Here is a 13922-nt window from a genome sequence, read left to right on the forward strand (position 1 = left end):
GGACGTTTCGGCGCGTAAACGTCCTGTGGAACGCGGCTTCTCCTGCGGAAAAAACGATGGGCGATGCCCGCCGGGGTCAGCGCGGGGTGTCGAGCGTCCAATCGTCGGGATCGAGCGCGGTGACCACGTCCCAGTCCTCCGCGTGCCAGCGGAAGGTCGCGACGGCGCAGGTCGGCATGTGGGCGATGTCGCCGCCCGAGAGCTGCGCGGCCAGCACGCTCATGCCGGGATCGTGCGCCACCACCATGATCGATCGTGCGCCGGTGGCTGCGGCTGTCGCGAGCAGCGTGCCGGCCGGCGCGCCGTACAGCTCCGGGTCGAGCGTGACGGCGACGCCCAGCTCGGCACCGAACACCTCCGCCGTGGAGCGTGCGCGCACGGCGGTGCTGGAGAGGATTCCCTCAGGACGCACGCCGGCGTCGGCGAGCCGCCGCGCCATGCGCGGGGCGTCCCTCCGGCCCCGCTCGTTGAGCGGCCGGTCGTGGTCGTCGAGGCCGGGGTCGCCCCAGTCCGACTTCGCGTGACGCACCAACACGAGCGTCGTCCCGGTCATCGCGCGACCGCCTTTCCTGCGAGCAGTTCGAGCACGCACAGGGCTGCGAGCCTCACGGTGCGCCCGTCCGGGGCATCCGCCGTCGCATCCACCTCGACGATGTCGGCGCTGTGCACGCGGGAATCGGATGCCGCGGCCCGCACGAGCGCGCGCAGTTCCCACGCCTGCAGGCCACCGGGCACCGAGGCGGGGCATCCGGGCGCCACTGAGCGGTCGCACACGTCCACGTCGATATCGAGATGGATGGCGCCGCCGTCTGCGCCCGTCTCTGCGCCGGCGATGGCGAGCGCTTCGGCCATCACGTCCGGGATGCCTCGGCGCCGCACGTCGTCGAGCGTGATGACGGTGATGCCGAGGTCCAGCGCACGCCGCGCGTACGCGGCGGAGTTGGCGAAGTCAGCGATGCCGACCTGCACGATGCGGTGCGGGGCCAGGCCGTCCTCGACCAGCCGGCGCACGGGCGATCCGTTCGAGACACCATCACGCAGGTCGAGGTGCGCATCGAGCGTGATCAAACCGGATGCCTCGGCGCCCTGCGCGACCGCGTAGGTGATCGAGTTGTCGCCACCCAGCGCGACCACCAGATCGGCACGCTCTCGTAGAGCCCCCACCGCGGCGCGGACGGATGCCTCGCCCGCCGGCCCGTCCGGCTCATCGACGTCGCCGGCGTCCGCGATGCGGAGCACCTGGTCCAGGACGATCGGCGGCGGACCGAGCAGGGTCGGGCTGAAGCGGCGGAGTGCCGCACGGATCGCGCCCGGAGTGGCGTGGGCACCGGTCGGCGAGAGCGACGTGCGGAAGGCGGGAAGACCCAGGACCACGGCATCCCACCCGCCGTCCTCGCCGATGCGCGGCCATCCCCCCGCACGGGGCCACAGCGGATCGACCCAGAGCTGATGGGTGGCGGGCGGCGGATCAGGAGGCGTCACCCCTCGACGCTACCGCCGTGTCAGGCCGAGACGTAGACCCAGGCCGTGCGACCGCTGGCCAGGACGACCGACGTGCGCCGATAGAGCGAGACCTCGTACTCGTCCGATGCGTCGAGTTCGTCGTCGGTGACCCGCAGCGCCCTGCCGAGGACCTTGTCGAGCGGGTTGCCGGTCGCGCGCACGAGCGGATGCACCGACAGTCCCGACAGCTCGACCACGCGCGGGTCCGCGATCTCGGCGTAGTCCACCGTGTAGCCCGGCAGCGCGTCGTCGTCGCCGTCCAGCAGCCGCCCGAACGTGTCGAGCTGCACCTCGGCGTGCTGGAGGGTGCCGTAGCTGAAGAGGAGCTCGGTGGCTTCGTCGGAGGGCTGGTCGGTGGGCTCGTCGCGCGACACGACTTCAGGGTAGCCGCCTCATCCCAACAGCGCGTGCGCGACCGAGAAGATCACCAGTCCCGCCAGGGCGCCGACGATCGTGCCGTTGAGCCGGATGTACTGCAGGTCGCGCCCGACCATGAGCTCGATCTTCTCCGTCGTCTCGGCCGGATCCCAGCGCTCCACGGTGTCGGTGATGATCGAGGCGATGTCGTGGCGATAGCGCTCGACCAGGAAGACCGCGGCGCCGGTCGCCCAGGAATCCACGCGGTGCTGCAGCGCGGCATCCGTCGTCAATCGTTCGCCGATCTCGGACAGCGCCCGCGCGGCGCGGCGGCGCAGGCCGCTGTCGGGGTCGCCGAGCGAGCGCAGCAGGCCGGCCTTGGCGGTGTTCCACGCCTCGGCGGCGAGGGCCCGCATGCGAGGGCTGTCGAACACCGCGTGCTTGGCGTCTTCGAGGCGGCCGATCGTCGCGGGGTCGTGCTGCAGGTTGTCGGCGAGGCGCTCGAGATACCCGTCGACCGCGCCGCGGGCCGGATGCCCCGGGTCGGAGCGGACGGCCGCGACGAACTTGACGGCCTCGTTGTACACGGTGTCGTCGACGAGGCGGTGGGCGACCGAGGGCACCCACGAGGGCAGTCGCCGCGAGACCAGTCCCGTGAACGCCGCATGGTTGGCCGCCAGCCACGTCTGGATGTTCTCCAGCGCCATGTCGACCGCACCGTGGTGCGCGCCCGAGTCGACGATGCGCCCGAGCCATTCGCCCAGCGGCGGCCCCCACTCGGGGGCGATGAGGTGCTCGCGTGCGAGGTCTTCGATGACCTCTTGCACGTCGTCGTCGCTGAGGGCCTGCAGCACCCCGGCGGCCATGGCGGACGCCTCGGCCGCCACCCGTTCGGCATGCTCGGGATGCCGGAGCCATTCGCCCAGCCGGGTCGCGATCGCGGTCGCCTCGAGTTTGGTGCGCACGACGTCGCCGCGCAGGAACTCGGTCTCGACGAACTCGCCCAGCGTGCGCCCGATCTCGTCCTTGCGGCTGGGGATGATCGCGGTGTGGGGGATCGGGATGCCGAGCGGATGCCGGAACAGGGCCGTCACTGCGAACCAGTCCGCCAGCGCGCCGACCATGCCGCCCTCGGCCGCCGCGCGGACGTAGGCGAGCGTCGGCACCTGCTGCTGGAAGGCGAACGACACCGCGAACAGCACGGCCATGAACAGCAGCGCGCCCAGCGCGACACCCTTCATGAATCGCAGGCCGCGTCGTCGCTCCTGGTCGGCGGCGCTCAGCAGGTGGGTCGGAGTTCGCGCCATGCGGTCATCCTCGCACGCGCCGCCTCATGCGCCGTCGCCCTTCCCTCGAGCGGCGGATCATCGCAGGATGGGCTCATGACCTCGCATCAACCCGTCGTCCGCGTCTGGCGTGGCGTGATCCGCACACAGGAACGCGACGAGTACGTCGAGTACGTCGAGCGCACCGGGATGGGGGAGTACCGGGCGACGCCCGGCAACCTCGACGCCTGGGTCCTCACGCGGGATCTCGGCGACGGCACCAGCGAGATCCTCACGGTATCGCGCTGGGAGTCGATGAACGCGGTACGCGAGTTCGCCGGGGTGGATGTCGATCGCGCGGTGTACTACCCGGAGGACGACGACTACCTGGTGGAGCGCGACGAGACCGTGCGCCACTACATCCAGGAGAGCTGAGCCGGGCTACTCGTCCAGCGGCCCCAGCCACGCCGTCGCAACCGCGCTGTGGGCCGACTCGGGGTCGGAGGGGTGGAAGAGCCCTGCCAGCACGTCGCGGTACAGCCGGCTGAGTTCGTTGCGTGAGAAGTAGGACGATCCGCCCGCGACGAGCACGGCGTCGTCGACGATCGCCTTCGCGGCCGTGACGGCGCGATGCTTGACGCCCGCCAGCAGTGAGAACCAGCGCGCGCCGTGGTCGGCCTGCTCGTCGACGTCGCGGCAGAGCATCGCCAGCTGCGGCGGCAGCGCGTCATACGCGAGGGCCATGTCGGCGATCCGCCAACGGATGTCGGGATCCTGGCTGTACGCCTTTCCGGTGCGCTTCGAGGTGCGCGCGCCGGCGGCCGCGACGGCGAGGTCCAGTGCCCTCCGAGCGATGCCGGTGTACACCGAGGCGAGGAGCAGCTCGAAGACGCTGAAGATGCCGAACACCAGCGCGTCCGGGTTGGGGCCCGGTGCGAGGCGACGCACCACGCGGTCGGCTGGCGCCAGCGCGCCGTGCAGCTCGGTCGTGCGGGACTGCGTCGCCCGCATGCCGAGGGTGTCCCAGTCATCGCGCACCACGACCCGGTCGGCCTGCACCTCGGAGCGCGGCACGAACGCATAGACCACCTGCGGGGCGTCCGGCGACGAGCTGTCCAGGCCGTGCAGCCCCAGCTGGGTCCACACCGGCGCGAGCGAGGTGAAGATCTTGGTGCCCGTGAACGCATAGCCGCCGTCAGGCAGGGGCGCAGCATCCGTTCCGCTTCCGAACAGTACGAGGTCGTTGCCGGCCTCGCTGATCCCGAAGGCGAACACCTCTCCGGCCGCGGCGCCTTCCTGCACGAAGCGCAGCGCGTCGATACCTCGGTCGGCCATCACCTTCGCGACACCCGTCCACACCAGGTGCATGTTGATCGCGAGCGCCGTCGCGGGCGCGGCGCCGGCCAGTCGCTGCTGGAGAACGGATGCCTCGGCGAGCCCCAGACCGGCACCGCCCAATTCCTTCGGCACGAGGATCGCCAGGTACCCGGCATCCTTCAGGTCGGTCAGATCGTCGTCGGGGAACGTGTTCTCGCGGTCGTGGACCGCGGCACGCTCGCGCATGCGCTCGAGCAGCTCGTCGGGCAGGATCTCGGCGGGGTCGAAGTCGGCGCTCACTCTCCCATTGTGGTCGCGCGTGGCGGGTCGTGGGGCGCGGGCCGCCCCGGCGCCCGCAGCAGCGGGGGAGGATGGAAGCATGATCTCGACCGACCTGGCCCTCGAGCTGCGCAACGCCGGGCTCGTGTGGCATCCGCACTCGGGCGACCGGTTCCAGCTCGACGAGCCCGAGTTCGAGGCCGACGTCTTCACCGTGAGCGAGATGACGATCGAGCCGCGCGAGTACCCGACGGGCCGCATCCTCGCCTTCAACGGCACGACCGAGTGGGCGCTGGACTCGGTCGCCCTCGAAGAAGCCCTGTGGCTGCCTCACGAGCATCAGCTGCGCGAACTGCTGCGCGGCGCCTTCCGTGCGCTCCGTCGGCTCGCTGACACGCACGAGGTCGAGATCTTCGTCGCCGGCGAGCTCCGCACGTTCCAGCATCCCGAACCCGCAGACGCATACGCACTGGCGGTGCTGGAGCTGCTGCGGCGCATCGAGTGAGCGCCGCGCGACGCTTCAGATGCCGATCGTGAGCGACGCGGTGTAGCCCTGCCCGACCGAGCCCGACATCGTCGCGATCTGATGCAGGCCGCCATCGTCGCGGAAGACGTTGTCGCTCTGCAGCGACACCTGTGAGGCATGCCGGACGCTCTGCCCATAACCGCTGGTGGCGTAGACGGCATCGTTGGCCTCCGGAGGCAGCGCGATCTGGCTCGTCTTCACGATCGGTCCCGACTGGACCGCCGTCGCGACATCGTCATACACCTCGAAGTGGATGTGCGGCCATCGCCCGGGGTAGCAGGCCGGGTAGATCGAGCGGAACACGACGGTGCCGTTCGCGTCGGTCTCCTGCACGCCGCGCAGGTAGTTCTCCTCCTCGACGCCTGCGCTGTAGAGCGAGTAGTTTCCGTCGCGGTCGCAGTGCCACACGTACACCCCGCGTCCCACGAGCGCCGCGCCGGTGGCGGCATCACGCACGGTCAGCGAGATCGTGAGCGGAACTCCTTCGGCGACCGTCGTGGACGACCCGAAACTGGATCGGATGTCGCTGCGGACGACACCGGAGTCATCCAGCACGTTGATGCCGTTCGACCCGTCCGCCGGGAACGGCCCTCCGGTCTCATCGGGCACCTCGTCGAGGGGAGCGGATGCCTCTGCCGTCGCGCCCGCCGACGGTGCGCTGTTCGTCGCACCCGGGGTGGGCGCGGCCGATGTCGCCGCGGCCTCGGTCTCGTCCGTCGCTCCGCATGCGGCCAGGAGGCTCGTCAGCGCCACGCCGCCGAAGATGCCGATCGCCCGGCGCCGGTCGATCAGTGTGCGGATGTCGTACACGAGCCCGCGGTGGTCCTCATCGATGACCTCGCCGCGCTCGTCGATCCAGCGGTCTTCTCCACCTGTCATGGGACTAGGAAAGGGCACGACCCTATGAGCCCGCTTTGCCTGCGCAACGCGCCGGCCGAGCGTTCATCCGATGGTGTGGACCGGCTCGGTGTCGGGAATCGGACTCGCGTCGCGATCGCGCAGATCGGGGAACCCGCGCACGAAGGCGATGGCGACGGCCAGACTCGCGACAGCGAACCCGGCCGCGGCCACGTAGGCGCCCGTCGGGCCGATGTCGTCGATGAGGAACCCGGCGATCGCCGAGCCGGCAGCGGCACCGATGAGCTGGCCGGTGCCGATCCAGCCGAAGGCCTCGGCGGTGTCGCTGAACTTGACGCTGGCCGAGGTCATCGCGTAGATCACCGCGAGGGCTGGAGCGATGCCCGCACCGGCCAGGAGAAGCGTGCCGCCGAGCCACCACACGTTCAGCGACACGACGGTCAGCGCGATGCCCACAGAGAAGATCGCCAGCCGCCGCGCCATGGCCCAGCGCCCGATCGGCAGGTGACCGAAGGCCAGGCCGCCGGCGAGGCTGCCGACGGCGAACACGCCGAGCACGAGACCGGCCTCCAGGCCGCCGTGGTCGAACGTGGCGACGACGCCGGCCTCGACGGCGGCGCACCCGCCGATGAGGAGGAAACCGATGATCGTCGCCAGGAGCACCGGCGGGCGCGCGAGCACGCGTCCGAGGCGGCGCCGGCTGCGGGGAATGCGTACGCGGCCGACCTCGGGAGAGAGGATGAACCACGCGCCGCCGCCCAGCAGAGTCGTCACGATGAGCAGCAGCGCCGGAACGGTGCCCGCCTGCGTCGCGACGACCGTGATGAGCACGGGTGCGAAGATCCAGATGATCTCCTGCAGCGATGCGTCCAGCGAGAACAAGGGGGTGAGCTGCTTCGAGGTCACCATCTTGGGATAGATCGTGCGGACGGCCGACTGGACCGGCGGGGTGGCCAGGCCGCAGATCAGGCCGAGCACCATATAGACCGGCAGCGGCAGCGAGAAGACGGCGATCGCCGCGAGCGACGCGGCGCAGACGGCGAGCGTCGCCGTCAGGACCCGGCGCATGCCCCAGCGACCCATCCACCGGCTCGTCACCGGACCGGCTACGGCCTGCCCGATCGAGGTCGCCGCCAGCACCAGACCGGCCGCGCCGTAGGAGCCTGTCACGTGCTCGATGTGGAGCAGGATCGCCAGGCTCGTCATGCCATTGGGAAAGCGCGCGGTCAGCTGCGCGGCGATGATGCGGCCGACCCCGGGAGTGCGAAGAAGGTCACCGTAGCCAGCCACCTGACAACGCTACTGCGTGGTGCAGTTCAGCCGTGCAGGGGTCGTTCGGGATCCCGCGGCGCGACACGCCGCGACACGCCGAGGGTGCCCTCCACAGGCACATCCGATGTCGGAAGCCGTGGATAGCGTCCGGTCTGTGGATGGATGTGGCCGCGGCATCCGAATCGCGCGTGATTCAGGGATTTTCCAGGCTCGGATCCGCGTAGCCGGTTGTGGATGAATCGGTGGAGAACCTGTGTTGTACATGGGGACAACGGTGGAAAATCACACGGATGTAACTACTAGCCCTTGTGGTGCTATCGAATGTCGGTACCCATATGTAGTATTGGACTCCCGGTGGGGGGCCTGCCGGAGAATCACCCGGATTCTTCCGGAAGAGTACTGAGGAGAGCAGATCGACATGGCGATCACGGTCTACACGAAGCCCGCGTGCGTACAGTGCACGGCGACCTATCGAGCGCTGGATTCCAAGGGCATCGATTACGAAATCCACGACCTCTCGCAGGACCCCGCGGCCCTCGAGCAGGTCAAGGCGCTGGGCTACCTCCAGGCGCCCGTCGTCATCACCGACGAAGACCACTGGTCGGGCTTCCGTCCCGACAAGATCGACGAACTCGCCTCGCGACTGGCCTGACCCGTTCGGCGGAACCGCGGTGACCTATGTCTCGGACGGGCGCAACTCTGACGGGCGCGCCGCTGCTGGTCTACTTCTCGAGCATCTCGGGTAACACAGCCCGCTTCATCGAGAAGCTCGGGGCGCGGGCGGTGCGGATCCCCCTTCACGGGACGGATGTGCCCCTTCTGGTCGACGAGCCCTTCATCCTCGTCACGCCGACCTACGGCGGTGGCCAGGGTCGGGGCGAGGAGAAGGGCGCGGTCCCCAAGCAGGTGATCCGGTTCCTCAACGACGAGCGCAACCGGCGCCACATCCGCGGAGTCATCTCCGCGGGAAACACCAACTTCGGCGAGCACTTCTGTCTCGCCGGCGACATCATCAGCCGCAAGTGCCACGTGCCGCACTTGTATCGGCTCGAAGTATTCGGCACGCCTGAAGACGTGGAACGCGTGAGCGAGGGATTGGAACGATGGCAGACACCGCATTGACCGAGAAGACATTCAAGACAGAGGCGCGCTTCGAGGGCATGGACTATCACGCCCTCAACGCGATGCTCAACCTGTACGACGCCAACGGCAAGATCCAGTTCGATGCCGACAAGCGCGCGGCGCGGGAGTACTTCCTGCAGCACGTGAACCAGAACACGGTGTTCTTCCACTCGCTCAAGGAGCGCCTGGACTACCTGGTCGAGAAGGAGTACTACGAGCCGGCCGTTCTGGAGAAGTACTCGTTCGAGTTCATCCAGAAGCTCAACGACTTCGCCTACGGCAAGAAGTTCCGCTTCGAGACGTTCCTCGGGGCGTTCAAGTACTACACCAGCTACACGCTCAAGACCTTCGACGGCAAGCGCTACCTCGAGCGCTTCGAAGACCGCGTCGTCATGACCGCCTTGGCCCTCGCCGACGGCGATGAGCAGCTCGCGACGAGCCTCGTCGACGAGATCCTCTCCGGCCGGTTCCAGCCGGCGACCCCGACGTTCCTCAACGCGGGCAAGGCTCAGCGCGGAGAGCTCGTGTCGTGCTTCCTGCTGCGCATCGAAGACAACATGGAGTCGATCTCGCGCGGCATCAACTCGTCGCTGCAGCTGTCCAAGCGCGGCGGCGGCGTGGCGCTGCTGCTGTCGAACATCCGCGAGTCGGGTGCGCCGATCAAGCAGATCGAGAACCAGTCATCCGGCATCATCCCCGTGATGAAGCTCCTCGAAGACAGCTTCAGCTACGCCAACCAGCTCGGAGCCCGTCAGGGCGCCGGCGCGGTCTACCTCAGCGCCCACCACCCCGACATCATGCGGTTCCTCGACACCAAGCGCGAGAACGCCGACGAGAAGATCCGCATCAAGACGCTCTCGCTCGGTGTCGTGGTGCCCGACATCACGTTCGAGCTGGCCAAGAACGGCGAGGACATGTACCTCTTCTCGCCGTACGACGTCGAGCGCGTGTACGGCGTGCCCTTCGGCGACATCTCGGTCACCGAGAAGTACCGCGAGATGGTCGATGACCCGCGGATCAAGAAGACGAAGATCAACGCGCGCGAGTTCTTCCAGACGCTCGCCGAGATCCAGTTCGAGTCGGGCTACCCGTACATCATGTTCGAAGACACGGTGAACAAGGCCAACCCGATCAAGGGCCGCATCAACATGTCGAACCTCTGCAGCGAGATCCTGCAGGTGAACACTCCGACGACCTTCAACGAGGACCTGTCCTACGACCAGATCGGCAAGGACATCTCGTGCAACCTGGGTTCGCTCAACATCGCGCTGGCGATGGACGGCGGTGACCTGGCGAAGACGGTGGACACCAGCATCCGCGCCCTCACCGCGGTCAGCGACCAGAGCCACATCCGCTCGGTGCGCTCGATCGAGGACGGCAACGACCGCTCGCACGCCATCGGCCTCGGCCAGATGAACCTGCACGGCTACCTCGCTCGCGAGCACGTCTACTACGGCTCGGAGGAGGGTGTCGACTTCACGAACATCTACTTCTACTCGGTGCTGTTCCACGCCCTGACCGCCTCGAACAAGATCGCGATCGAACGCGGCGAGGTGTTCGACGGCTTCTGGGACTCGAAGTACGCCACAGGCGAGTTCTTCGACAAGTACATCGAGCAGGAGTGGGCGCCGGCGACCGACAAGGTCACCGAGATGTTCGCCGGCCACCACATCCCGACGCAGGACGACTGGCGCCAGCTGAAGGCCTCGATCCAGCAGCACGGCATCTACAACCAGAACCTGCAGGCGGTGCCCCCCACCGGATCGATCTCGTACATCAACAACTCGACGTCGTCGATCCACCCGATCGCCGCGAAGGTCGAGATCCGCAAGGAAGGCAAGCTCGGCCGCGTCTACTACCCGGCGGCGTTCATGACGAACGACAACCTGGAGTACTACCAGGACGCGTACGAGATCGGCTACGAGAAGGTCATCGACACGTACGCCGCCGCCACGCAGCACGTCGACCAGGGTCTCTCGCTCACGCTGTTCTTCAAGGACACCGCGACCACGCGCGACATCAACAAGGCGCAGATCTACGCGTGGCGCAAGGGCATCAAGACGATCTACTACATCCGCCTCCGCCAGATGGCGCTGGAGGGCACGGACATGACGGAGTGCGTGTCGTGCACACTTTGATGGTCTGATCTGGGATTTTAGGAAGAGAGAACATGAGCGAGAAGCTCCAGCTCCTGGACCACGTCCAGGCCATCAACTGGAACCGCATCCAGGACGATAAGGACCTCGAGGTGTGGAACCGCCTCGTGAACAACTTCTGGCTGCCCGAGAAGGTGCCGCTGTCCAACGACATCCAGTCGTGGAACACGCTGACGCCCGACGAGCAGACCCTCACGATGCGCGTGTTCACCGGTCTGACGCTCCTGGACACCATCCAGGGCACGGTGGGCGCCGTCTCGCTGATCCCCGACGCGATCACTCCGCACGAAGAAGCGGTGTACACGAACATCGCCTTCATGGAGTCGGTGCACGCGAAGTCGTACTCGTCGATCTTCTCGACGCTGTGCTCGACGAAGGAGATCGACGAGGCGTTCCGGTGGTCGGTCGAGAACGAGAACCTTCAGAAGAAGGCTCGGATCGTCATGGAGTACTACCGCGGCGACGAGCCCCTCAAGCGCAAGGTCGCCTCGACCCTGCTGGAGTCGTTCCTGTTCTACTCGGGCTTCTATCTCCCGATGCATTGGTCGTCGCGGGCGAAGCTGACCAACACGGCCGATCTCATCCGCCTCATCATCCGTGACGAGGCCGTGCACGGGTACTACATCGGCTACAAGTTCCAGAAGGGACTCGAGAAGGTCGACGAGGCGACGCGCGAGGACATCAAGGACTACACCTTCTCGCTGCTGTACGAGCTCTACGACAACGAGGTGCAGTACACCCAGGACCTCTACGACGGCGTCGGCCTGACCGAAGACGTCAAGAAGTTCCTGCACTACAACGCCAACAAGGCGCTCATGAACCTGGGCTACGAGGCGATGTTCCCCTCGACGGTCACCGACGTGAACCCGGCGATCCTGTCGGCGCTGTCGCCGAACGCCGACGAGAACCACGACTTCTTCTCAGGGTCGGGTTCCTCGTACGTCATCGGCAAGGCCGAGGCCACCGAAGACGACGACTGGGACTTCTGATCCTGCGCTCGTGATGAACGCCCTGCTCGACCTCTGTCGGGCAGGGCGTTCCGCCGTTCGGGGCGCCTATCGGGCCGGCGGACCGTGCGGCTGCATGGGGGGCGCAGGCGGGTACCCTCCGGGAAACTGCCCGCCCTGCTCGCGGCGGGCCTTGTCGGCCGCGAGGATGCCGTTCTTCACCGCGGCGCGCATGATCAGGTATCCGATCCAGAGTACGAGTGCGATGGAGCCGAGATAGATCACGATGCCGAGGATGAAGATGAGGCCGTAGCCGGCGACGAGGCCGCCGTAGTCGTTGTACATGTGAAACACCCTTCTGCGTGGCGCCAGCGTAGCGAGGCGACCGCCCGCGCCGATGCTTTTGTCCACAGGTACCACCGCCGGCGGCAGAAACCGCCGAAGTCGCCGAAGTGTCGCACGCCCCGGCCGCGGCGCCGTGGCACTAATCTCGGAGCCGGGGGCGTCCCCAGCGCCCCTCGGAGACGGTGTCCCCAGCACCCCTCCACGCCACGGAGCTCGTTCGCCTTGGGGGAGTTCGATAGCCGTGGCAGCTGGGTCCCGGCTCCCCAGCCGGGACCCAGTGACATCGCCTCGGCGACGCGTTCGGCTGAATGGCGTGGGAGCTACCGCTTCGTGGACGCGGTCACCGTGAACTTCGCGTTGCGCGCGACCTGGCGCGTCGGTCCGACGAGTCGCTCCAGAGCCGGGCGGTAGCGCAGGCCGGAGTTCCACACGGTCCACAGCTCGCCGCCGGAGCGGAGCACTCGAGCGGCGTCGGCGAACATCCGCGGTGCGAGAGCCTCGTGCACGGCGGCGCCGGAGTGGAACGGTGGATTCAGCGCGATGAGCGAGGCGCTCGCGTCGCCTCGTGCCGCCAACATGTCGTCGCGGACGACCGTCACGCGATCGGCGACGCCGTTGGCCGACGCGGTGGCGCGCGCCGAGGCGACCGCGGCCGCGGACTGGTCGCACGCGTACAGGCGCAGCTCGGGATTCCGAAGCGCGAGACTGGCGGCGACGACCCCGGTGCCGCACGCGAAGTCGATCGCCTCGTCGACTCCGGGGAGGGCCACCGGGAGGTGATCGAGGAGGAAGCGCGTGCCGATGTCGATCGATGTGCCTGCGAACACCCCGCCGAAGGCGCACACGGTCAGACCGTCGTGGACCGCGCGCTGCGGCGCGGGGTCGCGGCCGTCGTGCGGCTCACGCGCCACGAGTACTCGCGACTTCTGCCGGGCGTGCGTGACGTCGAGGCGGCCGAAGTGCTCACGCAGCACGTCGTTCATGCCCAGCGACATGTGCTTGACGCGACCACCGGCATACACCGCGACGTCGGGCCCGGCGTGTGCCGCGATGAGGCCGGCGATGTCGCGCAGCGCCTCCAGCGACCGTGGCAGCCGCAGCAGGATGACCCGGGCGCCTCGCACAAGTGCGGCATCGAGGGGGAGTGACGCGAAAGCGCCGGCGAGCCCGAAGCGCTCGGCGTTGGCCGCGAGCGCCCGCTCGCCCGTGAGGGGATCCTGATGCGTCCGTATGCCACGGGCGCCGGCATGTGCGGCACCCAGCGTGAGTGCGCCGTAGCCGTCACCGATCACCACCAGCGAGCCCGCGGCGCCACCGGCTCGCGCGGACGCCGACTCGTCGAGGATGAGCCGGTCCGCGGCATCCGTCGCCGTCAGCTCCGCGGCCTCGATGTCGGGCCAGCGGCGCAGCGCGTCGAGCGAGAAGGTCACCGCTCAACGGTAGCCGTCGGCCGAGGGGCTCGACGGGACGAACGTAGGCTGGAGAGACCCCGACCCGAGGAGACCCGTGTTCCGCGCGCCCCTGAACCTGTTCCGGACCCTGGCGATCGCGGAGGCGATCTCATGGACTCTGCTGATCGCGGGACTCATCCTTCGCGCCAGCGCGGACCTCGCGATCGCGGTCACGATCGGCGGCGGCATCCACGGTTTCGTCTTCCTCGCGTACGGGGCGACCGCGGTGCTCGTTGCGAAGAACCAGCGCTGGGGCGCCGGCGCCACCGCGATCGCCATCGTGAGTGCGATCGTGCCGTATGCCACCATCCCTACTGAGCTGTGGCTACACCGTTCGGGCAGGCTGGACGGAGCGTGGCGGCTCGAGCGCACAGGCGATCCCCGCGACGGGGCGTGGCACGACCGCCTCATGCGGTGGTTCCTCCACCGCCCGTGGACCCTTGCGATCCTTCTCGCCGGCGCGGTCGCCGTGCTGTTCGTCGTCCTCTTGGTCGTGGGGCCGCCCGGCGGCCGCGACTGAGGCC

General features: G+C 68.3%; 16 protein-coding genes. 7 read left to right on the plus strand and 9 right to left on the minus strand.

Annotated features, from left to right (window positions below):
* Positions 1-76: 76 nt before the first annotated feature.
* The 4 genes from K0817_RS14230 to K0817_RS14245 are packed head-to-tail and all read right to left on the minus strand — an operon-like array spanning position 77 to position 3167.
* Positions 77-553: a histidine phosphatase family protein gene (locus K0817_RS14230; protein WP_219982185.1), complete on the minus strand. Its 477-nt coding sequence runs from the start codon at positions 551-553 to the stop codon at positions 77-79.
* A complete protein-coding gene (locus K0817_RS14235) occupies positions 550-1482 on the minus strand; it encodes an agmatinase family protein (RefSeq protein ID WP_219982186.1) in 933 nt (310 codons plus the stop codon). Before K0817_RS14235 ends, K0817_RS14230 begins: the two co-directional genes overlap by 4 nt.
* 20 nt (positions 1483-1502) lie before the next feature.
* Positions 1503-1877 (minus strand): gamma-glutamylcyclotransferase family protein, encoded by a 375-nt coding sequence (locus K0817_RS14240; RefSeq protein WP_219982187.1) that lies wholly within the window; start codon positions 1875-1877, stop codon positions 1503-1505.
* Between the two features lie 18 nt (positions 1878-1895).
* Positions 1896-3167 carry a DUF445 domain-containing protein gene (locus K0817_RS14245; RefSeq protein ID WP_219982188.1) on the minus strand — a complete coding sequence of 424 codons (1272 nt, stop codon included), beginning with the start codon at positions 3165-3167 and terminating at the stop codon, positions 1896-1898.
* A 75-nt stretch (positions 3168-3242) separates the two neighbouring features.
* Between K0817_RS14245 and K0817_RS14250 the strand changes: the two genes are divergently transcribed.
* The gene (locus K0817_RS14250; protein ID WP_253735401.1) at positions 3243-3560 is read left to right on the plus strand and encodes a hypothetical protein; all 318 of its coding nucleotides are present in this window, start codon (positions 3243-3245) and stop codon (positions 3558-3560) included.
* A 6-nt stretch (positions 3561-3566) separates the two neighbouring features.
* Here K0817_RS14250 and K0817_RS14255 read toward each other — a convergent pair whose 3' ends face one another.
* Positions 3567-4688: an acyl-CoA dehydrogenase family protein gene (locus tag K0817_RS14255; RefSeq protein ID WP_253735421.1), complete on the minus strand. Its 1122-nt coding sequence runs from the start codon at positions 4686-4688 to the stop codon at positions 3567-3569.
* Positions 4689-4821: 133 nt separating this feature from the next.
* On the opposite strand from K0817_RS14255, the gene K0817_RS14260 reads away from it, so the two are divergent.
* The gene (locus K0817_RS14260; protein ID WP_219982190.1) at positions 4822-5226 is read left to right on the plus strand and encodes a pilus assembly protein CpaE; all 405 of its coding nucleotides are present in this window, start codon (positions 4822-4824) and stop codon (positions 5224-5226) included.
* A gap of 15 nt (positions 5227-5241) precedes the next feature.
* On the opposite strand, the gene K0817_RS14265 is transcribed toward K0817_RS14260, so the two are convergent.
* Positions 5242-6126 carry an intradiol ring-cleavage dioxygenase gene (locus K0817_RS14265; protein WP_219982191.1) on the minus strand — a complete coding sequence of 295 codons (885 nt, stop codon included), beginning with the start codon at positions 6124-6126 and terminating at the stop codon, positions 5242-5244.
* A gap of 63 nt (positions 6127-6189) precedes the next feature.
* On the minus strand, positions 6190-7395 hold the full coding sequence (locus tag K0817_RS14270; RefSeq protein ID WP_219982192.1) for an MFS transporter: 1206 nt from the start codon (positions 7393-7395) through the stop codon (positions 6190-6192).
* A 400-nt stretch (positions 7396-7795) separates the two neighbouring features.
* Between K0817_RS14270 and nrdH the strand changes: the two genes are divergently transcribed.
* The 4 genes from nrdH to nrdF are packed head-to-tail and all read left to right on the plus strand — an operon-like array spanning position 7796 to position 11644.
* Positions 7796-8029: a glutaredoxin-like protein NrdH gene (gene nrdH, locus K0817_RS14275; protein WP_219982193.1), complete on the plus strand. Its 234-nt coding sequence runs from the start codon at positions 7796-7798 to the stop codon at positions 8027-8029.
* 26 nt (positions 8030-8055) lie between these two features.
* Positions 8056-8499, plus strand: a complete 444-nt coding sequence (gene nrdI, locus K0817_RS14280; protein WP_219982194.1) for a class Ib ribonucleoside-diphosphate reductase assembly flavoprotein NrdI — start codon at positions 8056-8058, stop codon at positions 8497-8499.
* A complete protein-coding gene (gene nrdE, locus K0817_RS14285; protein ID WP_219982195.1) occupies positions 8481-10637 on the plus strand; it encodes a class 1b ribonucleoside-diphosphate reductase subunit alpha in 2157 nt (718 codons plus the stop codon). Before nrdI ends, nrdE begins: the two co-directional genes overlap by 19 nt.
* Before the next feature lie 32 nt (positions 10638-10669).
* Positions 10670-11644: a class 1b ribonucleoside-diphosphate reductase subunit beta gene (gene nrdF, locus K0817_RS14290; RefSeq protein ID WP_219982196.1), complete on the plus strand. Its 975-nt coding sequence runs from the start codon at positions 10670-10672 to the stop codon at positions 11642-11644.
* A gap of 66 nt (positions 11645-11710) precedes the next feature.
* Here nrdF and K0817_RS14295 read toward each other — a convergent pair whose 3' ends face one another.
* Positions 11711-11947 (minus strand): hypothetical protein, encoded by a 237-nt coding sequence (locus K0817_RS14295; protein ID WP_219982197.1) that lies wholly within the window; start codon positions 11945-11947, stop codon positions 11711-11713.
* A gap of 320 nt (positions 11948-12267) precedes the next feature.
* Complete coding sequence (locus tag K0817_RS14300) at positions 12268-13377, minus strand: class I SAM-dependent methyltransferase (protein WP_219982198.1); 1110 nt, start codon at positions 13375-13377, stop codon at positions 12268-12270.
* A gap of 76 nt (positions 13378-13453) precedes the next feature.
* On the opposite strand from K0817_RS14300, the gene K0817_RS14305 reads away from it, so the two are divergent.
* On the plus strand, positions 13454-13918 hold the full coding sequence (locus K0817_RS14305; protein ID WP_219982199.1) for a DUF3817 domain-containing protein: 465 nt from the start codon (positions 13454-13456) through the stop codon (positions 13916-13918).
* Positions 13919-13922 lie beyond the last annotated feature (4 nt).

It is taken from the genome of Microbacterium sp. HD4P20 (assembly GCF_019449275.2).
Classification (GTDB): Bacteria; Actinomycetota; Actinomycetes; order Actinomycetales; family Microbacteriaceae; genus Microbacterium.